Annotated in this window: 21 protein-coding genes; 12 read left to right on the top strand and 9 right to left on the bottom strand. The window is 39.2% G+C overall.

The window, feature by feature from the left end:
• The first annotated feature begins 51 nt into the window (after nucleotides 1-51).
• The 3 genes from ACHUGF_RS00360 (at nucleotide 52) to ACHUGF_RS00350 (ending at nucleotide 1,544) form a co-directional block, all read left to right on the top strand.
• Nucleotides 52-435: a DUF3192 domain-containing protein gene (locus ACHUGF_RS00360; protein ID WP_394128782.1), complete on the top strand. Its 384-nt coding sequence runs from the start codon at nucleotides 52-54 to the stop codon at nucleotides 433-435.
• Nucleotides 436-589: 154 nt separating this feature from the next.
• A complete protein-coding gene (locus ACHUGF_RS00355; RefSeq protein ID WP_394128781.1) occupies nucleotides 590-1,222 on the top strand; it encodes a GNAT family N-acetyltransferase in 633 nt (210 codons plus the stop codon).
• A complete protein-coding gene (locus ACHUGF_RS00350) occupies nucleotides 1,206-1,544 on the top strand; it encodes an Mpo1-like protein (protein ID WP_394128780.1) in 339 nt (112 codons plus the stop codon). Before ACHUGF_RS00355 ends, ACHUGF_RS00350 begins: the two co-directional genes overlap by 17 nt.
• Nucleotides 1,545-3,044: 1,500 nt before the next feature.
• Here ACHUGF_RS00350 and rdgC read toward each other — a convergent pair.
• The gene (gene rdgC / locus ACHUGF_RS00345) at nucleotides 3,045-3,956 is read right to left on the bottom strand and encodes a recombination-associated protein RdgC (protein ID WP_394128779.1); all 912 of its coding nucleotides are present in this window, start codon (nucleotides 3,954-3,956) and stop codon (nucleotides 3,045-3,047) included.
• A gap of 294 nt (nucleotides 3,957-4,250) precedes the next feature.
• Between rdgC and ACHUGF_RS00340 the strand changes: the two genes are divergently transcribed.
• The 4 genes from ACHUGF_RS00340 (at nucleotide 4,251) to ACHUGF_RS00325 (ending at nucleotide 8,678) form a co-directional block, all read left to right on the top strand.
• Nucleotides 4,251-5,177, top strand: a complete 927-nt coding sequence (locus tag ACHUGF_RS00340) for a porin (protein WP_394128778.1) — start codon at nucleotides 4,251-4,253, stop codon at nucleotides 5,175-5,177.
• 169 nt (nucleotides 5,178-5,346) lie between these two features.
• A complete protein-coding gene (gene phoB, locus ACHUGF_RS00335; RefSeq protein ID WP_394128777.1) occupies nucleotides 5,347-6,033 on the top strand; it encodes a phosphate regulon transcriptional regulator PhoB in 687 nt (228 codons plus the stop codon).
• 104 nt (nucleotides 6,034-6,137) lie between these two features.
• On the top strand, nucleotides 6,138-7,433 hold the full coding sequence (gene phoR, locus ACHUGF_RS00330; protein ID WP_394128776.1) for a phosphate regulon sensor histidine kinase PhoR: 1,296 nt from the start codon (nucleotides 6,138-6,140) through the stop codon (nucleotides 7,431-7,433).
• Nucleotides 7,434-7,706: 273 nt separating this feature from the next.
• Nucleotides 7,707-8,678: a PstS family phosphate ABC transporter substrate-binding protein gene (locus tag ACHUGF_RS00325; protein ID WP_394128775.1), complete on the top strand. Its 972-nt coding sequence runs from the start codon at nucleotides 7,707-7,709 to the stop codon at nucleotides 8,676-8,678.
• Nucleotides 8,679-10,305: 1,627 nt separating this feature from the next.
• On the opposite strand, the gene ACHUGF_RS00320 is transcribed toward ACHUGF_RS00325, so the two are convergent.
• Nucleotides 10,306-10,797, bottom strand: coding sequence for a glutathione peroxidase (locus ACHUGF_RS00320; RefSeq protein ID WP_394128774.1), 492 nt, complete (start codon nucleotides 10,795-10,797; stop codon nucleotides 10,306-10,308).
• Between the two features lie 233 nt (nucleotides 10,798-11,030).
• On the opposite strand from ACHUGF_RS00320, the gene ACHUGF_RS00315 reads away from it, so the two are divergent.
• On the top strand, nucleotides 11,031-11,573 hold the full coding sequence (locus ACHUGF_RS00315) for a YfaZ family outer membrane protein (RefSeq protein ID WP_394128773.1): 543 nt from the start codon (nucleotides 11,031-11,033) through the stop codon (nucleotides 11,571-11,573).
• 66 nt (nucleotides 11,574-11,639) lie between these two features.
• Here the strand turns inward: ACHUGF_RS00315 and ACHUGF_RS00310 are convergent, their stop codons facing one another.
• Nucleotides 11,640-12,509, bottom strand: a complete 870-nt coding sequence (locus ACHUGF_RS00310; RefSeq protein ID WP_394128772.1) for a tetratricopeptide repeat protein — start codon at nucleotides 12,507-12,509, stop codon at nucleotides 11,640-11,642.
• A gap of 247 nt (nucleotides 12,510-12,756) precedes the next feature.
• The gene (locus ACHUGF_RS00305; protein ID WP_394128771.1) at nucleotides 12,757-13,890 is read right to left on the bottom strand and encodes a patatin-like phospholipase family protein; all 1,134 of its coding nucleotides are present in this window, start codon (nucleotides 13,888-13,890) and stop codon (nucleotides 12,757-12,759) included.
• 368 nt (nucleotides 13,891-14,258) lie between these two features.
• Between ACHUGF_RS00305 and ACHUGF_RS00300 the strand changes: the two genes are divergently transcribed.
• Nucleotides 14,259-15,815: a DUF3369 domain-containing protein gene (locus ACHUGF_RS00300; protein WP_394128770.1), complete on the top strand. Its 1,557-nt coding sequence runs from the start codon at nucleotides 14,259-14,261 to the stop codon at nucleotides 15,813-15,815.
• Between the two features lie 12 nt (nucleotides 15,816-15,827).
• Nucleotides 15,828-17,198 (top strand): sensor histidine kinase, encoded by a 1,371-nt coding sequence (locus ACHUGF_RS00295; RefSeq protein ID WP_394128769.1) that lies wholly within the window; start codon nucleotides 15,828-15,830, stop codon nucleotides 17,196-17,198.
• A 100-nt stretch (nucleotides 17,199-17,298) separates the two neighbouring features.
• On the opposite strand, the gene ACHUGF_RS00290 is transcribed toward ACHUGF_RS00295, so the two are convergent.
• The 5 genes from ACHUGF_RS00290 to ACHUGF_RS00270 form a co-directional block, all read right to left on the bottom strand.
• Nucleotides 17,299-19,014, bottom strand: coding sequence for a proline--tRNA ligase (locus ACHUGF_RS00290; RefSeq protein ID WP_394128768.1), 1,716 nt, complete (start codon nucleotides 19,012-19,014; stop codon nucleotides 17,299-17,301).
• Between the two features lie 146 nt (nucleotides 19,015-19,160).
• The gene (locus ACHUGF_RS00285) at nucleotides 19,161-19,769 is read right to left on the bottom strand and encodes an acyltransferase (RefSeq protein WP_394128767.1); all 609 of its coding nucleotides are present in this window, start codon (nucleotides 19,767-19,769) and stop codon (nucleotides 19,161-19,163) included.
• Nucleotides 19,766-20,512 carry a tRNA (N6-threonylcarbamoyladenosine(37)-N6)-methyltransferase TrmO gene (gene tsaA, locus ACHUGF_RS00280; protein ID WP_394128766.1) on the bottom strand — a complete coding sequence of 249 codons (747 nt, stop codon included), beginning with the start codon at nucleotides 20,510-20,512 and terminating at the stop codon, nucleotides 19,766-19,768. The genes ACHUGF_RS00285 and tsaA overlap by 4 nt, the downstream gene beginning before the upstream one ends.
• 112 nt (nucleotides 20,513-20,624) lie before the next feature.
• The gene (gene rcsF / locus ACHUGF_RS00275) at nucleotides 20,625-21,011 is read right to left on the bottom strand and encodes an Rcs stress response system protein RcsF (protein WP_394128765.1); all 387 of its coding nucleotides are present in this window, start codon (nucleotides 21,009-21,011) and stop codon (nucleotides 20,625-20,627) included.
• A gap of 110 nt (nucleotides 21,012-21,121) precedes the next feature.
• Nucleotides 21,122-21,529: an H-NS histone family protein gene (locus ACHUGF_RS00270; protein WP_394128764.1), complete on the bottom strand. Its 408-nt coding sequence runs from the start codon at nucleotides 21,527-21,529 to the stop codon at nucleotides 21,122-21,124.
• A 421-nt stretch (nucleotides 21,530-21,950) separates the two neighbouring features.
• On the opposite strand from ACHUGF_RS00270, the gene ACHUGF_RS00265 reads away from it, so the two are divergent.
• Together ACHUGF_RS00265 and ACHUGF_RS00260 are read left to right on the top strand one after the other, a co-directional pair.
• On the top strand, nucleotides 21,951-22,700 hold the full coding sequence (locus tag ACHUGF_RS00265) for an electron transfer flavoprotein subunit beta/FixA family protein (RefSeq protein WP_394128763.1): 750 nt from the start codon (nucleotides 21,951-21,953) through the stop codon (nucleotides 22,698-22,700).
• Between the two features lies 1 nt (nucleotide 22,701).
• Complete coding sequence (locus ACHUGF_RS00260; protein WP_394128762.1) at nucleotides 22,702-23,625, top strand: electron transfer flavoprotein subunit alpha/FixB family protein; 924 nt, start codon at nucleotides 22,702-22,704, stop codon at nucleotides 23,623-23,625.
• The last annotated feature ends 273 nt before the right edge of the window (nucleotides 23,626-23,898 follow it).

The raw sequence follows: 23,898 nt of genomic DNA, 5'->3' as shown, positions 1-23,898 counted from the left end.
GAAAGTAGCTTAGTAAACCTTGTCAGAGTAGTTTATCAAAAAGGAATAAAGATGAAATCAAAACTATTAGCTAGCTTATTAATTGCGGCAACAACACTTACCATGAGCGGCTGTGTATTAAATGTTGGAGATCATGAATCTCGTCGTGGTGATAACTACTGGGAAGTGCAACAAGCAACAAATCGCAGTAACCTTACAAAACTACAGATGGGCATGACCCGCGATCAAGTACTTGTAATAATGGGCACAGCTGATTTCAGTGAAGCACACCTAAGCCCTAATAGTGAAGGCGAAAAACAAGAAGTACAGGTATTCTTCTATCGTACCCAATGGGCTAAAGGCGACGGCAAAACTACAAAAGATGAATGTACGCCAGTTGTTATTCGCGATAATAAGTTAATTGGTTGGGGTGATTCAGCCTACGGAAAAATCTAATTTATAATCCATTTTGCTCCAAATTCTCAATCGCCTTGCATGTGTTATGCAAGGCGATTTTATTTCTCTGTTCATATCTAAAATAACCATTGTTTCTAAATTGTTAAATTGCTAAGTTATTGGTTAATAACTAATCAGAAACGGATTCAAGCAAATGGAAGCATTTACATTAGATCAGCTGCGAGCAGTCTACTTAACTGCTGAAGATCTCAGGGTTGCAGCCTCAATTATCTACAATGCTTATCATGATGACCCTTTTTTCGTTGAGTTGCTGGACCAAGGTGATCTTGCACAGTATGAACAAAAGCTGCGTGCGGCGATTCGCGAAGAATTGAACGAGTTGTGGCAACAAGATCAGCCACTAATCGGCTTATTTGATGAAGACAAGCTGCTAGGCGTCGCTTGCGTTATCACACAGCAAGTTCCACTAGGAGAAACTCGCTATTGGCATTGGCGCTTGAAAATGGTGTTAGGAACTGGGTGGAAATCAACTCAAGGCTTGATAAAAAAAGAAGCCAGTATGTTAGAGCACTTACCATCAAGTCAGTGTGGAATTTTGCAATTTATTGCGTTGACTCCTAATGAACAAAATAAGGGATTGGGGGCTCGATTAGTACAAGCGGTATTGAGTTGGTGTGATGAACAAGTGGATATTGATGGCATTGGTGTATTTGTGAATAACAAAAAACACGAGGCATTATTGGTAAAGCAAGGTTTTAAAGTGATTGCACCTGTTAAAGTCGGTAGCCAAGTTGGCGATGTATTGTTTTATGAAAAGCACAAGTGAAACAACAATGAAGCCAAAAGAGTACACTAAATTTAAAGACTTTTATCCTTTCTATTTGTCACAGCATCAGCATCCTGTATGCCAATGGTTACATTTTGCCGGTTCATTACTGATTGTGTTGGTATTCGGTTATATCTTAATAACTCAAACATGGTGGATGGTTTTCTTATTACCTGTGATTGGCTATGGGTTTGCTTGGGTTGGCCATTTTGTATTTGAGAAAAACCGACCAGCAACATTTACTTATCCACTGTACAGCCTGCTAGGCGACTGGGTTATGTTTTGGCAAATGTTAAAGAAAATCTTTATTAGAAGTGCCTAATTGGTGTTTTCCCTTCTTGGTTTGTGAGAGATATCTTACATTGTTGTAGGTCTTTATACTGACAAGTCTTAACTCCTTCCTACCTTAGTGATTTTTAATGGTTATATTTCAAACGCTTACATTTTGTGCTTGTATAAAAAAGTACCTTGGTTATTTCTTTTTTGTTTGCGAGACTGTTAAAAATATTGCGTAAATAGATATACTATTTGTGTGGATTAATTAAGTTGTTTAGCACTCTCAGGATGAGATATTTGATTAACATCCAAGATGGAAGTTAATCAAAATATGACAACAAATTTCACGGATGATAGTAGGACACGCATAGGGATTAATGCATAAGCTCGGTAAAGGGATAGCCGAATCAAGGATGAGTGTTAATGAAAATTAGCACAAGGAATAATGGATGGATTGGCAAGGATGTCTAGGAACCTCATAAGGATATGAGTGCTCAGTCAAAGGATGGCTGTTCAAAGGAATGACCCTCAAAGTAAATTTTTACATGGAATTTGAGTTATATGGAAATGGACACATAGGGATTTGTTTATAGCAAGGATGGGCAGGGAGCTTAATTTAGCAAGGTAGCTGACAGAGCGAAAATGGGCACAACCCTTATAGGGTTGTGCCTTTTTCGTTTGTAAATATCGCTTATATCGACAATTCACCTTAGCCCCTTATAAAGCCTTTTTTAAATATTTGATTGTGCAATAAAGTTCACCTTATTGATCCACTAATTCTTTTAGCTCGAATGTTTATGTGCAACAAATTAGAAACACAACTACAGATTTTCACTGAACAGAACATCAGCTTGATGTAAAAATGAGATGCTTACCAAATTGATAAAAAATTTGTGAGATATATCTCACACGCGTGTGAGATAAGTAGGTGTTCATACTTAGGTTTTATATACGGCGTTAATTCTAAGTGTTTGGTTTTAAATAGTTTGTTATTTTTGTAGGCGGTTTGGTGTTGTTAATTTTATGTTTAAACTGTTAACGGCTAGTACTATCGTCTTCGTTTTTCACTTACTATATATTCATTCCAAGGAGCTGGAATCACTCAAGGCAGAGTGGATGGGATGCCATTGGACGTTGCTGAATAAGCAAGTTATGGATAAACGTGATGTCATTGGATGAGGTCGCAGCTGACTGACATAGAAGTCGGAAAGTAGGATTCATATTATCAGGATGATAATATTGCTAGGACAGCAACACACCAATACAAGATGTATACGGTGAAAAAGGAATTTCAAGGAAGATATAGGACACGCTTAGGATTGAGCAGGCTCAGTAAAAGGACAGCTGAGAAAGAAGGAAGTACGCAAGTACACGGAAATCACGGAATGAACACGGAAAGTGCAGGACGCAAATTATACGCATGGATTGGTGCAGGGAGCATTATAAATAGCGGGAAGGCTTAACAAGAGAATAGAAGGCCGCGATGGCAACATCGCGGCCTTTCTTTATTTGTATTTGCTAAAGAAAAAAATTAGCGCAATAGCATTTAAACTTGTTGCTCTAATGGACCTAATACATCTTTTAAGCCATTAATAAGTGCGATTAACTCACTGCCCATTAGCGCAAAATCTGCATCAAGGCGAGCTAATGGATCTTCGGTACCGACTTCATCATTGTTTGCTCTGAATTCTTCAGAAAACTTAATGCGCTTAACGCTAGCGTCAGATTGTAATACGCAAGCAATAGACTGGCCAAAATGCAATGCTAGTTTATGGACTTGCTTACCCGTTTCAATGTGAGCTAGTACTTCATCTTCTTGTAAAACTTGCTGCTTAAACTTAACTATTCCACCTTCATCTGATTCAGACTTTAGCTCAGCTTCATCTTGCATTTCGAAAGGCTGAGGTGCTTGGCCATCTTTCAACCATTGCGTCATCGTGTTTTCAATAGGCGTGGTAAAGTGAACTGGAATGACGGGTAAGCTACCTAAAGCTTTACGTAACAAGGCTAATAACTCTTCTGCTTTTGCAGCACTTGAGCTGTCAACTAATATCATATCTAATTCAGGCATAATTAAAGCACGAGTTTGGCTGCGGCGGGAAAAAGCACGAGGCAGCAATGTCATGGTAATTTCGTCTTTAATGGTGTCTTTTTCTTTCTTAGTGACTTTACGGCTTTCTGCTGCTTCTATTTCAGCAACTTTCTCATCTAAAGCTTCTTTAATCACCTGACTAGGCAAAATTTTCTCTTCTTTGGTCACACTAATTAAATGACGGTTTTCTGCGCTATGTACTAATGCTTGTCCTTGTTTACCTAGCGCGTAGCTGAAACCAAACTTGCTGACATCTTGGCTAGTACAAGGAGAAAAAGTGAAATCAGATAATGCTGACTCGAGCGACTCAGTATCCGTTGTAAAAGGTTTGTTGAAACGATATAAGGTGAGATTTTTAAACCACATGCAGTTACCTAAGTGTGAAACAAAATTGTGATGCAGTTTACGGCATGATGCAGTAAGGGTAAACAATCAATTGGTCTCAACTTAGTTAGTCTCCTCCAATTTAATAAAACTGTCATGAAAGGCTGGAGGCCGCTGTTCATCTGTAGTTACAAGCAATTGAGCTTTATGGAAAAAGCAAAAAAAGTATAGTGATAGCTATATTATTAAAAGCTGAAATAATTTTGAAACATTTCATCGGCAGAATTGCCGTCGTTCAAAACGATAACCAGACGATTAAACGTCACAAAGGATGAAATGATGAAACTATTAACCAAAACTCTACTTGCGAGCGCAATCGCTTCAGTTTCAATGACTAGTGCCTATGCTGCAGAGCCTATCAATTTTTATGGTAAGTTAAATGTGACAGCGCAATCGAATGATATAGCGGGTGAGAGCGAGACGACTATTCAAAGTAATGCTTCACGCTTCGGGCTTAAAGGTACTTTTGAAATCAACAGTTCAATTGAAGCCTTCTACACTATTGAATATCAAGTAGATACGGGTAATAGCAGTTCTAGTAATTTTACTGCTCGTAACCAGTTTGTAGGTTTAAAAGGTGATTTTGGTGCCATCTCTGTAGGTCGTAACGACACAATGTTAAAGAAATCTCAAGGACGTGTTGACTTGTTCAACGACCTTGACGGTGATTTGAAAAATGTATTTGCAGGTGAAAACCGTTTAGCCCAAACTGCTACTTATGTCACGCCATCATTCAATAACTTTCAAGCGGGCGTAACTTACGCTGCGACTGATGATAACAAGCAAGAAGGCGAAGATGGTTTCAGTTTAGCTGCAATGTACGGTGATTCACGTTTAAACAATACACCCGTTTACGCTGCAATTGCTTATGACTCAAAAGTTGCAGGTTATGACATTGTTCGTGCAACAGTTCAAGGTAAAATTGCTGGGCTAGTTATCGGTGGTATGTACCAACAAGAAGAAGAGTTAGATAGCGGCGTTGAAGATAGCGGTTACCTATTGAGTGCTTCTTACAAGATTGATAATGTGACTTTAAAAGCGCAGTATCAAGAAAATGAGAGCCATGGTGATTCATGGTCAGTAGGTGGTGATTACAAACTTGCTAAGCCTACTAAACTATTTGCATTCTATACGCATAACACACCTGAATCAGGTGATGATAATGATAAATACTTCGGTATTGGCTTAGAGCACAGCTTCTAAAATTTGTTGCGCTAATAATAAAGGGCTTCGGCCCTTTTTGCGTTTCAGTTCAATGATATTTTTATGACCTAAATTGAACTATTATGACAGTAGATAACCCGTTGATCATAAATCTGTAATAAAAGTGACCAATAATAACCCTGTGGCAAATCACCTATAGAAAGCGATTATGACAGCAAGGATTTTAATAGTAGAAGACGAAGCAGCAATTCGTGAAATGTTGACTTTCGTATTGGAACAACATGGTTTTACGACCAGCGCAGCTGAAGATTTTGATTCAGCATTGGAGCTACTAAAAGAACCATACCCAGATCTAATCCTCTTGGACTGGATGTTCCCTGGCGGTAGTGGTATTCAATTAGCGAAAAGACTCAAGCAAGATGAGTTTACCCGTCAAACCCCAATTATCATGCTTACCGCACGTGGTGAAGAGGAAGATAAAGTTAAAGGCCTAGAGGTTGGTGCAGATGATTACATCACCAAACCTTTTTCTCCAAAAGAATTGGTGGCGCGAATTAAAGCTGTATTACGTCGTAGCGCCCCAACTCGTTTAGAAGAAGTGATTGATGTTAAGGGCTTACAACTGGATCCGGTTAGCCATCGTGTGAGCTTCGGTGAAAGCGTATTAGACATGGGCCCAACTGAGTTTAGGCTATTACACTTCTTTATGACCCACCCTGAGCGTGTATATAGCCGTGAGCAGCTGTTAGATAATGTATGGGGAACGAATGTGTATGTTGAAGACAGGACTGTCGATGTACATATCCGTCGTTTGAGAAAGGCTGTAGAACATGGCGGTCATGATAAATTAATTCAAACTGTACGTGGAGCTGGCTATCGATTTTCGACTCGTTAATTGTTTTGGGTAGTCACCCGCTTACTATTACGTTATGGTGTTGAAAAATTAGCAAATATAATTAAGGGTTAATGTTGCTATTAACCCTGCCGTTTAGGTTAATTATGCTTGAATCATACTCTGGGTATCGGTTAATTCTCCGATTATCACTGATAATCACTGCTTTATTTCTTTTAGGTTATATGATTGGCCAAGTCACGGGGACTGTGATTATTGGTACAATTTTATTACTTGTATGGCACTATCGACAAATTGCTCGACTCAATTTTTGGTTATGGAAAGATAGACGCATTACACCACCTCAAGGCCAAGGTAGTTGGGAAGGGGTGTTTAATGGTATATATCGTTTGCAAGGCAAGAACCGTCGTCGTGTAGGGCAGCTTGCTTCTTTATTAGGCCGTTTTAGACAAGGTGCAGAAGCATTACCCGATGCAGCAGTTGTATTAGATTCAACCTATAACATTTTATGGTGTAACAAACTCGCCCAACTTGTGCTTGGGTTTGTTTGGCCACAAGACAATGGTCAAAGAATTGATAATCTCATTCGTCACCCGGACTTTTCCAATTATTTGAAAAAAGGTGACTATGAAGTCCCGTTAGAAATTCCTTCTCCAGTATCAGAAAACCGCCTATTAGAAATACGCATCATGAGTTACGGTGATAGGCAGTTATTATTAATGGCGAGAGATGTTACAAGGCTTAATCAACTAGAAGGCATGCGCAAAGATTTTGTGGCGAATGTCTCACATGAGTTAAAAACGCCATTGACTGTGTTGCAAGGGTATCTTGAAATCATGCAAAGCATGGAAGGGGATGGGTCTCACAACGCGAAACCTCTGGCATTAATGCAGCAACAAACCACTCGTATGCAATCGATGGTTGAGCAATTGTTGGCACTGTCACGCATTGAAGCTGCTGGTGATGTTGATTTGACACAAGTTGTAAATATGCAATTTATGTTTGAGGTGCTCAAAGAAGAGGCACAAGCATTAGCGCTAGATGATTATACTTTGTCGTTTGATTGTGACAAAACCTTGAATGTACATGGAATTGAGTTGCAATTAAGAAGTGCCTGTTCAAACTTAATTTCAAATGCAATTCGTTACACTGCGCCAGGCGGACATATTGCAATCTCATGGAAAAGAGTTGCTGCCGGTGCAGAGTTTGCAGTTACTGATAATGGAGTAGGTATTGCGCCGCAACATATTAGCAGGTTAACTGAGCGGTTTTATCGAGTGGATAATGCTCGCTCAAGTAAGACTGGGGGGAGTGGCTTGGGCTTAGCTATTGTTAAACATGCCTTAAACCATCATCACAGTGAACTGTTAGTGACTAGTGAGCTAGGAAAAGGCAGTACCTTCAGTTTCGTCATAGCCCTGCCTCTGCTTGAGTCTCAATAAGTCTTCAATGGTGACTTGGCAAGTCGCTAATTAACGATGTAATGAATCTTAATTTTTATAAAACCGCCTATATTTGGCGGTTTTTATATTTTAACTAAATAAATCACTTGATTGAGCAATAGAAAAGCGAGTTGTAAAAGATAAAGACACAAATGCCACAAAAATGTAATTGTGTAATAAGTTTGTCATCTTTTGTTAATAGACTTGTCATCGTTGCAATTAATACTGAGCTTGTTCAACAAAAACTAAGTACGCTTAATTTGGAGCAATACAATGAAACTGAAAAAACTTGTCGGCGCTTTTACCCTTACTGCCGCTAGTGTATTCACTGCAGGCGCGATGGCTGCGATTGATCAAACGCTACCTGTTTATGAAAAAACAAGTGGTGTATCAGGTAACTTATCTTCAGTAGGTTCAGATACCCTAGCTAACATGATGACACTTTGGGCAGAGGATTTTAAACACATCTATCCAAATGTAAACATTCAGATCCAAGCTGCTGGTTCTTCCACTGCACCACCAGCGTTAACTGAAGGTACTTCTCAATTCGGCCCTATGAGCCGTAAAATGAAGCCAAATGAAATTGAAGCGTTTGAAAAGCACTACGGGTATCAACCTACTGCTATCCGAGTTGCAATTGATGCACTTGCTGTATTTGTTCACAAAGATAACCCGATTCAAGGTTTAAGCATTGAACAAATTGACGGAATCTTTTCTTCTACTAACAAGTGTGGTGGTAGCGAAGTTAAACGTTGGGGCGATGTTGGCCTAGATGGCAATTGGAGTGCGAAAGACGTTCAGTTATATGGTCGTAATTCAGTATCTGGTACTTACGGTTACTTTAAAAAGCAAGCGCTTTGTAAAGGTGATTTTCGTCCAAACGTAAATGAGCAACCAGGTTCAGCATCAGTAGTTCAATCAGTGTCACAATCTCTTAATGCAATTGGTTACTCAGGAATTGGGTACAAAACTGCTGGTGTTAAAGCAGTAGCCATTTCTAAGAAAGGTGATAAGTATATTGCTGCGACACATGAAAATGCAGCTAAAGGTACTTACCCACTTTCACGCTACTTATATGTATACATCAACAAGCATCCAAACAAAGATTTGTCACCAATGGATCGCGAGTTTATTAAGTACATGCTTTCTAAGCAAGGTCAGCAAATTGTTGAAAAAGATGGTTATGTTCCACTACCATCTTCAGTTGTCGCAAAAGACTTAGCTAAAGCTGGTATTCGTTTATAATCAAATAGCTTTATATTAAAAGGCCTCCTATGGAGGCCTTTTTTGTTTTCAGCCCTAAACCACCTACTTCAGTAGGTGGTTATCATCAATTAGGGTTTGCCTGTATCTTTGTTTGTATGGCATGCCAGCTTGAGGTTGATTCAGCTATGCAATGATATTTAAAGCACGCAGCAAGCACATCCCCTCTTTGTTTTAAAAGATGGCTCGACGAAAACATCCATGTTTTCAACGGCTTTAAATATAATTACTCATAGATGCTACTGAGGCTACAAAATAACTGAAACGCCCCCTTTTAGGGGGCTTTCATTCCACATCATTGATTAACGGTTAACTTACGGGTAATGAGCTAAAATTGCTTAACCGGAAACAAGTTGTTTCATAGAAGCTGCTTACACATCGCTATAGCGTCATATCAAATTATTTACAGCAAAAATTTCTTTCATGTAGTGGTGTTTATTGGGAATGTCATCAAGCAGATTTAGCCAATATAACCAAATTTAAATGCAATTGAATTTATTTTCCTATCTCGAAATTTTGATAAAAAAAAGCAACCTACTTTGAGGTTGCTGATACTGCATTTGCAATATGGTTGATAACAAAGTTATCGAAGGGAGGATGATGATGAACAATGAAACTCAAAATGATATAAGATTCGGTTCATAATATAAGACCGTGCTCTTTGATAAAAGTTCACAGAATAATTAGATAAATTCAAATCTTTCTGTGGTCCCCGTCTAAGTCATTGAAAGGCAATAGGTTTGATCGTTAGCTTTATTTCGAAATGTTTTGTAATAGTCGTTCTTGATTATGATATTGGTTCAGCCAGTAACTTTCATTGCTTAAGTTAACAGCAAAAAAAATGGCAACCAAATAGGTTGCCAAAACATGTAAATCACTTTTGATTCAAACTAGCAAGTACCAAAAGTCAATGGAGGGATGATGAAAACAAAATGGTTACACCTTGAACCTTAAAACTTAATCCTAGATATGTGCCATATACTTATATAGACAGAAGATTACTTTATAAGTTCAGATTTTTATTTAATTTTCTTAAACGTTTCCCGCTGAATGATGGACATAAAAAAAGGCAATCAAATGATTGCCTACTGATCTACTTTAGATCAAGGGGGACTGCGCTAGAAGTCCCAGGGAGATGATGAACAAAGTGAATGTCACTGTTATAAGATTAGAGAGTCATATCTTAAAAAAGTTCAAACAAAATCAAAAAAAGTATAAAATTAAGTCGTTATTTGTTATTGGCTGATTTTAAAGGCTTTTATTTATAGTCCCAAAACTATTTACTTCAGTAGGTAGTTATCATTCAATTGCCTTTGTCTGTCATTTTCCGCTTTACATGGCATGTTAGTTTGAGATTGAGCCAGATATGCAATGTTATTTAAAGCTGTCATTTAATCTGGTAGTAAGCACATCCTTTTCTTGTTGTATAAGAAGGCTCGACTAAATATCCATGTTTGAACGGCCATAAATGTTACCGCTTATAGGTGTAATTTAGGCTATAAAGTACCTGAAACGCGCCTTTTAGTAGGTAAACACAAAACTACCTTATACAGAAGGTGGATTGTTAACTTTACATTTATGTAAGCCTCATTCAGAGCATAGTCGAACATCAAGCCTTGTTCAATAAATCAACAATGCTACTCTCTAGCTTTTCTGGTTTGGTTGCTGGAGAAAAGCGAGTGACAACTTGGCCACTATTATCAATTAAGAATTTGGTGAAATTCCATTTGATTGATTCACTTCCTAACAGGCCTTTGGCTGATTGTTTTAAAAACTGATATAGAGGCGTTGTGTTTGGTCCATTCACTTCGATCTTTGCAAATAGTGGAAATTTAACCCCATAATTTAATTCACAAAACTGGTTGATTTCATCATTATCCCCCTGTTCTTGCTGGCCAAATTGGTTACAAGGGAAGCCTAAAACAACCAACCCTTTTTCCTGATACTTCTCGTATAAGGCTTGAAGAGATTTGTATTGCGGAGTAAATCCGCACTTGCTGGCCGTGTTCACAATCAAAAGTACCTTCCCTTGGAATTGTTCCATAGATACTGTTTTACCACTGATATCAGTGACTTCAAATGGGTAAATAGTTTGCTGCATTGGTTCTCTCCTTTGTTAAATCAACTATACACACAAAATTAATAGCCCGCAAATAAATTGCGCACAATTTAATTGCGGTATTTTGGGTTTCTGTTGTTGGTGTTAGCGTAAATTGTCATAAATGTTGACGTCATGTAATTGTTCTTGCTGATGTCAAGTATTAACTAAGTTCATGTATTGAAAGAACATATAATGTCTTTAAATAGGATGGAATCAGATAGAAGAAGACAACGATGAAAAAAATTGTGCTAATGAGTGCGGTACTTGCAACTGGGTTAGTCCAAAACCAAGTGGACGCAGAAGAGTTAACGATTGGTTTAAGAGAGCATGCTTTTTCGGCTGGTATAGGTAATCAAATTAGCCCCAATGCTAACTATAAGCTAGGGTATTTATACTCCGAAGATAAAGGGCATTTGGCTGATATTGCTGTACATGTCACCATAGATAATGGCCCACATCATATAGAGATAGGCCCTAAGTGGGTTTATGCATGGGCTAAAGAGACCAACAGTGGTGGTGCAATCGCAGTGGGTGGTGGTTATCGACTAATGGTTAGCAACCTTATCTCGCTCCATGCATCAGCTTATTATGCGCCTTCAGTATTATCGTTTTCAAATGTAGAAGGTTACTTAGAGTACGATGCTAAGGTTCAATTAAATTTGTCAGAAGATTTTGGACTGCATCTAGGCTACCGCAATAAAAATATTGATTATAAAAAGGTAAGTGAAGTGACCTTTGACAGCGGCTATTACCTAGGAGCAACGCTTAGGTTTTAACGCTCTGTATGTAGTGATAAGAAAGGTGAATGGAGAGGTGAGTATCTCCATCCATCTTATTATTTTCTAATTTAAACGAAATTTAGCAGCAACAAGACCCCAATCAGAAAATAAAACATCTCTAATTCTTTCTCCATCTTGCTCTGTACTACACGCCCAAAGATCTGCACATGATTTACCAGCAATTTTAGAACCAGTCCCCGTTTCTGTGTCAGGTCGAGAGTTATTTAAACGTGCAATTTGTTCTCTAAATAATTCCTCAAAAGACATAGCGCTAACGGTAATCGTTTCCATTTCATTCACTGGGAAAACTACTTTGCTACCGCTTCCATCTACGGTTGTACTTGCAGATAAATCGTTGCTGTATAACGTAAATAGTTCAGTTAACTCCAATTGACGTGTTGCTGGGTTCTGATAAAGCTTTTCGGCATATTGTTTAGCCACGTTATTATTTAACTTATAAGCCGTTGAAAGGTGTTCATCGGCCAGTTTAATATTCGTTTCTACGAAGCTATCAGTTAAGTATATTTTACCAAGTAAATATGATGATGGAGAAAAGCCACGTCTTGACGCATAACCTAGTAAATCAATGCCTTTGTCTACGTCTTTGAATTCAGTATCTTGTAGATATATTACCCCAGCTTTATGTTTTGCCGCCAAAACGCCATACTTGCCAGCTTTCCTAAACCATTTTAGCGCTTTTTCTATATCTTGCTCTGTTCCATAACCAACATAATATAGTTCGGCCAAAGTGGCCATGGCTTCAGAATGCCCTCGTTTGGTTAATATTTTGTATGCTTTAAAGAACTCTTTGCACTCTTTAGTATTACAGGGTTCAAGTTGAGCTGTGTTCGCTTTCTCCTGTGAGTTTCCAACAGAAGAAACAACTGTTAAAGCAAAGGTAAAGATTAGAAAAATAGAAGATATTTTATTCACGTTATAAGTTCCATTTATAAATTTGAATTTATAATATCCAAGATAAATTCTCATAAATCTATAGTAAGAAAGAACTAATGCTTTCGTTTAGACTTTTTTGAACTGAGCACTATTACCTTGGTAACAGTTAATAGCGCTATGTCAATCTTGGTGTTACCGGCTCAGTTAAAAACGCTCCAATACCGTGGAATGTATTTAAAAATTGCATACTCTTGTTCGTAGCTTATCAATAAGGCTATTAGCTTGGTTATTTTCTCAAATTAACACCAAAAAACTCGGCTACTTCATCTATTCGTGTCATGGCATCTTGATATCCCAAATCTATTAATGTGGCAGTGTAACCTGGTTCAAATAACAGGTACGATACGATACTTGAGTCCGATTCCTCGTTTATCCCAATCATCCTCAGTAGTGTTTTAATAGCGAAGGGCAGTTCATCATAATATCGAGAGGCGATATCACTTAGGTCTTCACTGGGCTTAAACACTAAGGTATCAATTTGGCGCAGTTTCAAATCTTGCTGATTGTCTTTCGGTATGAGCTTCAGTGTCTGATTCACTCTTTGCAATCGTTCTAAGTCACTATTTAAGGTGTCAGAGAATATCGTATCTAATAAATGGCCTGCTATTGTTGCTGACTTGGGGTGATGTGTTAATTCATTTGAATTGTGCTTATGAGGACTGTCTAAATTGATAATGAACAATTTATTTGCCCCTAGATGAATTGGGCTGGATAAAGGTGAAAGCTGATGAACGGAACCATCGCCAAAATAGGCGCGATTTAATTGAATTGAAGGAAAAACTAAAGGAATAGCAGAGCTTGCAAGCAGATGCTCAGTATGTAATGAACAGCGAACACCATGTCTTCTCGCTCTTTGCCAATTGCAAATAGCATCATTGCTCTGAAAAAAACTGTAAGAATGTGAGTCATTATAACAAGAGGTGTCGACGCTGATTGCTTTTAACGCACCAGAGGCAATATTTCTATCAATTCTTGCAAAGTCGATAAGTTGATTCAGTAATACTCTGAGTGGTTGGTTGTCTAATAAACTGCCCGCATCTGTACTGACTCTATCATTTTGCATGCCTTTTATTGCCATTTTGCATAAATGGTTTGCAACACCGGATATTGAAGATTTGTATACTTTTCCGGTGTGAAAATGACGCCATACCCAGTCTAATTTTTTTACGCCCAAATGAAAGCAGGATGCATGTGTTGCCAGCGATGTTGCATTGATCGCACCAGCAGATGTGCCACTGATAATATTGAAGGGAATATGATGATTGCGAGGGTAAAATTGAACCAAGGCTTTTAACACACCAATTTGGTAAGCCGCTCTTGCACCACCGCCTCCTAATACTAAAGCAATATCAGAATTCAAACTGCCTCCTTTGGGGTTGGGTCGATACGAAGTGAAACAATATGGTTACTATTAAGTTGTTACCATTAAGTTTAGATAAAAAACACGACTTTACATGTAGATAGGCCATAAATACTATCTTTTTGAGTATGTGTTAGTGATTTTATATCGTCACTTACAGTTATATTGCCAATAGCACGTGGTAAAGCAGTGCTCTATGAAGATAAATAACACTCAATTCTTTGACAAATGGTCACATTATCAGCTATTAACTATAACAACGTTTAGCATTTCTCAAAAACAAATACGGTTTGCCACGTCTCTTTTATATCTGTGTCGAATCTAACAAAAAGAGATGTGTATCTTGACCAAATCACTAAGGATATAGTGTGCCTCTGTTTAAAAAATCTTCAGAAATGACATCTTCAGGGAAAGTAGATAAGCGGTCGAGTTTACCGCCTTGGAAGGTGGCTATCATTGATGATGAGCCCGGCATTCATGAAGTGACAAAGTTTGCCCTGAGTAACTTTAGTTTAGATGGGCGTAGCCTTGTATTTCACTCTTGTTATAGTGCAGAAGAAGGGTTTGCATTACTTCGGGATGAACCTGATATTGCATTAGCGTTTGTTGATGTTGTAATGGAAAACGATCATGCCGGATTAAATCTAGTAGAGCGTATTCGAAACGAACTCGATAATCATTGCACCCGAATTATTTTACGTACCGGCCAACCGGGGAGTGCACCAGAGGAAAAAGTAATCAGAGATTTTGATATTAATGATTACAAGGCTAAAACAGAGTTGACTGCTGTAAAACTTAAATCCTGTGTATACACTTCCTTACGCTCTTATCGAGATATCAAAATTATCGAGCAAAGCCAAAAAGGAATGGAGAGAGTGATATCTGCCTCTTCATCAGTATTACAGAGTCAAACTTTACATCATTTTGGAAGCGCTGTACTTGAACAAACCCTGCAATTACTTAGCCTAAATAGCTCTGCATTATATTTGACAAGTTATCACCAGGATTTATATCAAGATACACAAATGAATTTGTTGGCAGCGACCGGTGAAATGGTTAGCTATAAAGAGATTGATAGTGTTGAATCTCTGCCTGGAGAAGTAAAAGAGTACATTATAGAAGCCATGGCTCTTAAAAAGTCTGTGGTTCACGATAACATTTATGTTGGTTATTACCAGTTTGGTAAAGATGTAACCAGCCTTCTATATATTAAACACGATACCTCATTAACCCCTTTGCAAGTTCGCATTCTTGAGCTATTTGCTGCGAATGTCAGCCTGACTTTTGAGAACCTATCAGGTAAAGAAAACGTCCAACAAACCCAAAGAGAGTTAATCCTCATTATTGGTGATGCGATTGAGCAACGCAGTAAAGAAACTGGTGCCCATGTAAGACGTGTCGCAATTATGTGTGAGATGCTAGCGAAGTTTTTAAATTTAAGTGAAGACTTTATCGAAACAATTCGCTATGCGGCGCCATTACACGATGTCGGTAAGATTGGCATCCCAGAGAGTATTTTGCATAAACCAGGAAAGCTAGATGCTGATGAATGGGAAATCATGAAAACCCATGCAGAAAAAGGCTATGACTTACTAGCGGCTTCGAATCGGATAATTGCTAAAATGGGGGCTCGCATTGCCTATACGCATCATGAACGCTGGGATGGTCAAGGCTACCCACGAGGATTGGTCGGTGATGAAACGCCTCTAGAAGGTAGAATTATGGCTGTAGTTGATGTGGTCGATGCATTGTTATCGAAAAGAAGCTACAAACCGGCTTGGCCTGCAGAAAAAGTTGAAGAGTACATTAAAGAGCAGTCTGGCAAGCAATTTGATCCAGTTTTGTGCGAGGCGACTGTTGAGTTAATGCCTAAATTTGTGGCAATTCAACGTGAGCTACCTGATGAAGCCGTGAAAAATGAATAACAGGGAGGAATAATGAAACGCTCCCTTGAGAACATATTACTGTCTGTTAGCCGTTCAAGTGTCATCGATGAAGGTGATTTAGATAGAGCCTCACAGCTTATTATTAAATCTGTTTGTGAAGGGCTAAATATCGATCGTGCCGGCATTTGGCTTTTGTGTAAAAACAAACAAGAAATTAAATGCATCCTGCTTCTGGATCAAAATGCCACTTTAGAGAATATATCCTTAACTCGTGAGCAGTTCCCCCTTTATTTTCAAGCACTAGATTCTGAGAGAGTCATTGTAGCTGAAGATGCTTGTGAACACTCTGCAACGGCCGAGTTTAAACAGGTTTATCTTGTTCCCAACAATATTGTGTCAATGCTTGATAGTCCAATTAGACATAAAGGTGACATGATAGGCATTATTTGTTGCGAACACCGAGGTCAATGCCGCCAATGGTCAGGAGATGAAGAAGTCTTTGTCGGTGCCATGGCTGATTTATATGGCCGAGCTGTTAACGCTAATCAAGTTAGAAGCTTCCAACAAAAGTTAGAGCAGGCCAATGCTGTGCTCGAAAGAGAGGTTGAGAACCGTACTGAAGAGCTCAATTTTACTATTGGTCAGTTAAAATCTACTCAAGATAATTTAATAGAAAGTGAGAAAATGGCGGCATTAGGTAACTTAGTCGCCGGTGTTGCTCATGAGGTCAATACCCCATTAGGTATCTCAGTCACTTCAACAAGCCATTGTATCGATGAGCTGCAAAAATTAAAGGTGAAGTTTGAAAATGGAGAGTTAGAAGAAAAAGATTTTCAGTACTTCCTTGAGACAATGACAGATGGACTGCAACTGGTTGAAAGAAACTTATCAAGGGCCGCAGAGTTAGTACACAATTTTAAACGAACGGCTGCCGACCAATTATTATTAGAGCGTGAACATTTTAACCTGACTAAATACTTGGAGCAGATATCATCCCCGTTAAGGCCGTTGACACGAAAACAGAATATTCAGTTAGTCATCAACTTAGATCAGGATGTGTTTATTGATTCCTACCCCGGTGCAATTGCGCAAATTTTTACTAACCTAGTATCGAACTGCTTTCGACACGCATATCCACCTTCTTTTTCGGGTGAAAAAATTATCGTGTTGGGTGCTGAAGATTTAGGCGATAAAGTTAAGATGTTTTATAAAGACAATGGAATAGGCTTAAGTAATAAAGTTAAAAACAAAATCTTTGAACCATTTTTTACCACGGCGCGCAAAGATGGTGGCACAGGGTTGGGTATGTCAATTGTTTATAATCTAGTGACGCAAAAGCTGAAAGGGAAGATCGAAATAATTTCTGGTATTAACCAAGGGCTTGAGATAGATATTATCATTGATAAAAATACACCGGATTAATGTATGTGTAGCTTTTAAGTGGAATGCAAAAAAAACGCACCGATTAAGGTGCGTTTTATATTCTTACTATCTGTTTAATACTTCAGTCAGGCGAGAGTGTTCAGCCGTGACTTGCTGATTTAAGAAATTCACTGATTTGTGCAAAAGGCACTTCTTGCTTTTCACCTGTGCGTCGGCATTTATATTCAAATACACCCGCATCGATGTTACGGTCACCAATTACCACAACGTGTGGTAGACCGATTAATTCCATATCATTAAACATAACACCAGCACGTTCTTTACGGTCATCAAATAATACCTCGAAACCTGCATCGGTTAATTCTTGGTATAAGTTTTCAGCTATTTCTTTTACGCGGTGAGATTTATGCATATTCATTGGCAATATTCCCACAGTAAATGGTGCTAGACTTTCTGGTAACATCATGCCTCTGTCATCATGGTTTTGCTCAATAGCAGCAGCCACAATGCGACTTACGCCAACACCGTAACAGCCCATGGTCATGACTTTTGACTTACCATTTTCATCCAGTACAGTCGCACCCATAGCTTCAGAATAATTAGTACCTAATTGGAAGATATGTCCGACTTCAATACCTCGGGCCATTGCATAAGTTCCCGCTCCATTAGGTGTTGGCTCACCTTCAACAACATTACGAATATCCATGGCTTCAGCCAGTGGTACATCACGTTCCCAGTTAATACCAAAGTAATGTTTACCCTCTTGATTTGCGCCAGCAGAAAAGTCACTCATTACAGCAACGTCATTGTCAATTATGACTGGTAAAGATAAATCGACTGGGCCAAGTGAACCAGGACCTGCACCTACCGCTTGGCGAATTTGTTCATCAGTAGCGAACTCTAATGGCGCAGCAACTAATTGATGCTTATCGGCCTTTAACTCATTTAATTCATGGTCACCACGAATAACCAATGCAACCAGAGGTGCATCGTCTGTTGCGCCTTTTACAATTAAGGTTTTCACTGTTTTTTGAATGTCTAGTTCAAACTGTTCAACTAAATCAGCGATTGTTTTCGCATCTGGTGTATCAACCAAGGTCAAGTTTTGGTTTGGTGCTGCACGTTCAGTAGTCGGTATTGGAGATTCCGCTTTCTCAATATTGGCGGCATAATCACTGTCAGTACAATAGGCGATAAGGTCTTCACCACTATTGGCCAAAACATGGAATTCATGGGAAGCACTACCACCAATAGAACCGGTATCTGCAATAACTGGGCGGAATTCCAGCCCCATTCTAGTCAGAATATTGCAGTAAGCTTGGTGTAAGGCACTATAAGTATTATCCAAGCACTCTTGTGTTAAGTGGAATGAATAAGCATCTTTCATCAAAAACTCACGTGCACGCATCACGCCGAAACGTGGACGAACTTCATCGCGGAATTTTGTTTGAATTTGGTATAAGGTCGTTGGTAACTGCTTGTACGAGTTAATTTCTTTACGTACTAAATCAGTGATGACCTCTTCATGGGTTGGCCCCAGAACAAAGTCACGGTTATGGCGGTCTTGGAAACGAAGTAATTCAGGACCGAACTTCTCCCAACGGCCAGTTTCTTGCCATAAGTCACCAGGTTGTACTAAAGGCATGAGTATTTCTATACCACCTGCTTTCTCGATTTCTTCACGAACAATCGCCTCAACTTTACGTAAAACACGTAAACCTGATGGTAGCCAGCTGTACAAACCAGATGCATTACGACGGATAAAGCCCGCACGTAGCATTAATTGATGGCTGATTACTTCAGCATTTGCAGGAGTTTCTTTTTGTGTTGAAAGCAGGTAGTTGCTAACTCGCATTCCCAAGATCCAATAGTAGCTAATAATGAGCGACATTTTAGCACTTGAAGTGAGGTTGTCACTCGATAATTGGCCTCAAAGGGGCAAATAAACACAGTAGGAGCCATTTATAAAAGCTAGTGGAGAGAACAAGATTAGACTAAAACTTATTTATCACGTCTATCGCCAATTTTTCTCGCTGGGTTGCCGGCCATAATCGCAAAATCGGGTACATCTTTAGTGACAATACAGCCCATGCCAATAATTGCTTGATTGCCAATAGTGACACCGTCAACAATCCCAGCCTGTGCACCAACCCATACATCTTCACCAATGGTGATACCTCTAGAGCTTACACCTTGCTGATAGATAGGCGAGTCAGGTTGCATACCATGGTTGAAAGCATAAATAGTGACATTATTGGCTATGCGGGTACGATCACCTATGTGGATACCAGCTTTGCCCCCATCTAAGCTACTACCGTGATTAATGGCGACTTCATTGCCCATGGTGATTGGACCATGTAAGAAAGACTCAGCAGCAATCATACATTTATCACCCAAGGTAATAGTGCGTCCTGGTTCGGCAAAGATATTTGCTTCAGGTGCAATAAAGCAATGACTACCTATTTCGACTGTCTCAAGAAGACTTAATTGCTGTTGAATATGTTGTTGCCAGGGTTCAGCCCAAATTAGATGCTTGGGTTTCAATGAAAAATATAACCAAGGCATCCAAGATAGGCGCTTTTTATGCTGGGTTTGATAATCAATATTCATGACATTTCAAACTTTTCTATGGAACTGGGTTTTAGCTCCAATACCTGAACTTGGTGACTGGTCACTTGCCATAAAATATCTTGATCATACAAAGCCACTTGATAAATTTTGGGATCCGCTTTTGCTTTTTTATATGCAGGTCTTGGGTCTTGAGCTAAAACGCCTGTAATTAATTTTTGAAAATCATCAATTTCAGGGTGGGCAGTTTGATAAGCATTTATCTGCTGTATTGATAATGCCGAATAATTTACCTTGATGAGCTCTGGTGCTTGCTGTGCCATACCACCTACAGCATTAGGTAACGAGTCTGAAAAGGGGATATAAGGCTTGATGTCAATGACTGGCGTGTTATCTAATAGATCCATACCAGAGATCTCTAACATAACCTTAGCGGATTTTTGCACTACCCTATGTAGTTTAACAACAGATTGCCCTATACCGTTTGGCCTAAAGGTCGCACGCGTTGCAAATACGCCAAGCTTATCATTACCGCCTAAACGTGGTGGCTTAACCGTTGTTTTCCAGCCTTGAGATAGGTTTTCATGAAAACAAAAAACCAACCAAATATGCGAGTATTGTTCAATGCCTCTGACGCAATCAATATGATTAAAGTCACCAACTAATTCTACCCAGCCTTTAACATCAACTAAGCCAGGTTGTCTGGGAATGCCAAACTTCTGTTTATATGGCGTACGGCAATATGCTACCGCAGTGATATTTGACTGAAAATCAGTTGAGATCATGTTTATGAGTTCTTTAATTAGGTTGAGGTTAAATATTAATTATCAATATTTAGCAAAGGCATATATTCGATATAAAACTCATCACAGATTAGTTAATAAACGATATTGCCAATTATTGAGTTTTAATGGCTTTGCCTATGCAAAATGATTGAGAAACGCAGGTGTCATCTGGTTTATCGTTTTGTAAGCATTGTTGAATAATAATGCCATTAGCACCCATTTCGGCTGCTTTTTTTCTTGCTTCAGTCCTGGCTTGAGCTGCACTTGCTGGCACATCATTTGCCTCAACCTGACAATCACTTCCCTCTACCAAACCTAAAATAGTATAACCTTTGGCTGGTTGATTGTTTTGGTCATAAAGGGTGACTTCACCGGGCTTAAAATATTCATTAATGGCTTCGCCATTTAAATTGCTGTTAAAGCTGTATTCTCCAGCGCACGCACTTAAAAGAAGAGACAGTCCACAAACTGCAATCAGTTGAGGTGTAGATATGTTCATTTGCTTGCCATAAGAGATTAGTAGTGGTGTAAGTCTAGAGGAATTGCTTTTGGAGTAAAAGAGCCGAATCAATGATTCGGCTCTTAAAAGTAGATAATTGTTAGAAGGTGTTATTTCATCCCAGGAATCAAGAAGTCATCCATTGATTTGCCACTGTCGACTTCTTTTTTAAATACGGTAGGCATACGGCCTTGACCAGTCCATGTAATGTGCTCACCATCAACTGTAATCTCATACTTGGCTGGACGAGGAGCACGCTTCTTCGGAGCAGGTTTAACTGCAGCTAAATCACCTAAGTCTTCAATTGATAAGCCACTGTCTTCAATTTGCGCAAGAATATCAGCAATACGAGCATTTCTTTCAGCATTTGCTGCTTGCTCTGCTTGCAGTTGTTGCTCACGGTCATCAATTATCTTATTTAGTTTTTCAGCAGTTTCTTTCAGTTCAATTAGTGAAAGCTCTTTTACTGCGGCTTTAAAGCGACGACCGTGTGTCAAAATATCTAAAAAATCACTCATGGTGGTATTAGTCCTGATTATTAAACTTGTCTTGATGTTTAAAACTTATTTATGAAACTAAACTTATTCAATTCAAATAATAGCACCTAAGGGCATATTATTTACGATATCAACTTCTGATAGGAGAGATGATATTAACTTCTTCGTTGTTTTTATATTAATCAGCTAAATAATAGATCTATTATTTAGCCAGTTCAAAATATATTTACAAAAAAGAGGGGTTTAATGTAAATATTACACTTTTTTTTAACTATTTCTTGTCGTTGTCAAATTTCATTGCCAAAACACAGGCACAAAATAATCTAAACAAGCGTTTGAACTCCATTGACGTTAACGTCAACAGGAAGTACAGTTGAGCTATCTTGCATTGGCATTAGCCAATGTGTCGCCCATATACATGAAGATGTAGGAAGGAAACCATATGAAAGTATTGGTGCCAGTTAAGCGCGTCGTCGATGCCAATGTTAAGGTCAGGGTAAAAGCTGATAATACTAATGTAGATACTGCAAACCTTAAAATGGCGTTGAACCCATTTTGTGAAATTGCAGTAGAAGAAGCCGTACGTTTACAAGAAGCCGGCAAAGCCACAGAAGTCATTGTGGTCAGTGTGGGCAGTAAAGCCGTTCATGAACAATTAAGAACCGCAATGGCCTTAGGTGCAGACCGTGCTATTCATGTTGATGCAGCGGACGACTTAGTGCCTCTTTCTATTGCGAAAATTTTGCATGCTATCCAACAAAAAGAACAGGCCGATATCGTGTTGCTAGGTAAGCAATCTATTGATGGTGACAATAACCAAACAGGACAAATGCTTGCAGCGCTTGCAGATATGCCTCAAGCCACTTTTGCCTCAGAAGTAAAAGTAGATGATGGAAAGCTAACTGTGACGCGTGAAGTTGATGGCGGTTTACAAACACTCGCTATGCCTTTACCTGCAATTGTGACCGCTGATTTACGCTTAAATGAGCCACGATATGCAAAATTGCCTAATATCATGAAAGCGAAACGCAAGCCGTTAGAAACAATGACTCCTGACGACTTAGGTGTCGCGCTCAAGTCGCATCAGCAAGTGGTAAAAGTCACGCCACCTACTGAGCGTCAAGCAGGCATCATGGTTTCTTCAGTTGAAGAGTTAGTCGAGAAATTAAGAAACGAAGCGAAGGTGATTTAATATGACTATTTTAGTATTGGCTGAACACGACAATCAGCAGTTAAAATCTGATACGGCTAAAGTAGTTAGCGCAGCAACGGCTATTGGTGGTGACATTCATGTGTTAGTTGCAGGTGAAAATTGCCAAGCAGTTGCAGAGCAAGCTAAACAATTAGCTGGCGTGACAAAAGTACTTGTCGCTGATGCCAGTGTTTATGCCGCTCACCTTGCAGAAAACTTATCAAAACTGATTGCTGCAATAGCAGTTGATTACTCTCATGTACTAGCGGCAGCTTCAAGTGTGGGTAAAGCGACACTTCCACGAGTTTCTGCATTAGCGGATGTTGCTCAAATTTCTGAAATAATCGAAGTGGTGAGTGCTGACACTTTTGTTCGCCCTATTTATGCAGGTAATGCTCTGGCAACAGTACAAAGCTTAGATGATAAGAAAGTCATTACGGTACGTTCGAGTGCGTTTGACGCCGTTGAGCCTACAGGCAATGCAGAGATTGAAGCATTATCTCAAGTGATTGAAGCGCGTACTGAGTTTGTATCACAAACTTTGACAGAGTCAGAGCGCCCTGAGCTAGGTAACGCCGGGGTGATTGTTTCTGGTGGCCGTGGTATGGGAAGTGGTGAAAACTTTGCCATTCTTGAGCAATTAGCAGACAAGCTAGGTGCTGCAGTGGGGGCATCTCGCGCTGCTGTTGACGCTGGTTTTGTGCCGAACGACTTGCAAGTTGGCCAAACAGGTAAAATTGTTGCGCCAGACTTATACATTGCAGTCGGTATCTCAGGTGCTATTCAACACTTAGCGGGCATGAAGGACTCAAAAGTGATTGTCGCAATCAATAAAGATCCTGAAGCGCCTATCTTCCAAGTTGCTGACTATGGTTTAGAAGCTGACTTGTTTGATGCTATTCCAGCACTGAATGCACAGCTATAGCTTTCTCTGCCCATTCACATAATGGGCAATAAGCCTTTATAAAAGGTTTTCGTGTATACGAGAACCTTTTTTTATGGCAAAGCTATTTATGACCAAGGATTATATTACAAGACCATCAATCACTGTCCAAACAAAGTAAAAACGATAAAAAGTATAACTACAGTGATTTGTGTTGTCGGCTTGTTGTAATTGAGGTGGGGTTGTTCGCAGTTTTAGGTTGAGATGTTATTTATCACTCTATAAGCTAATTTAGGCTGGCAATAATCTAATACT

The organism is Shewanella maritima, from assembly GCF_043643735.1.
GTDB lineage: Bacteria > Pseudomonadota > Gammaproteobacteria > Enterobacterales > Shewanellaceae > Shewanella > Shewanella maritima_A.
This window is presented reverse-complemented; position numbering and strand designations above follow the sequence as displayed.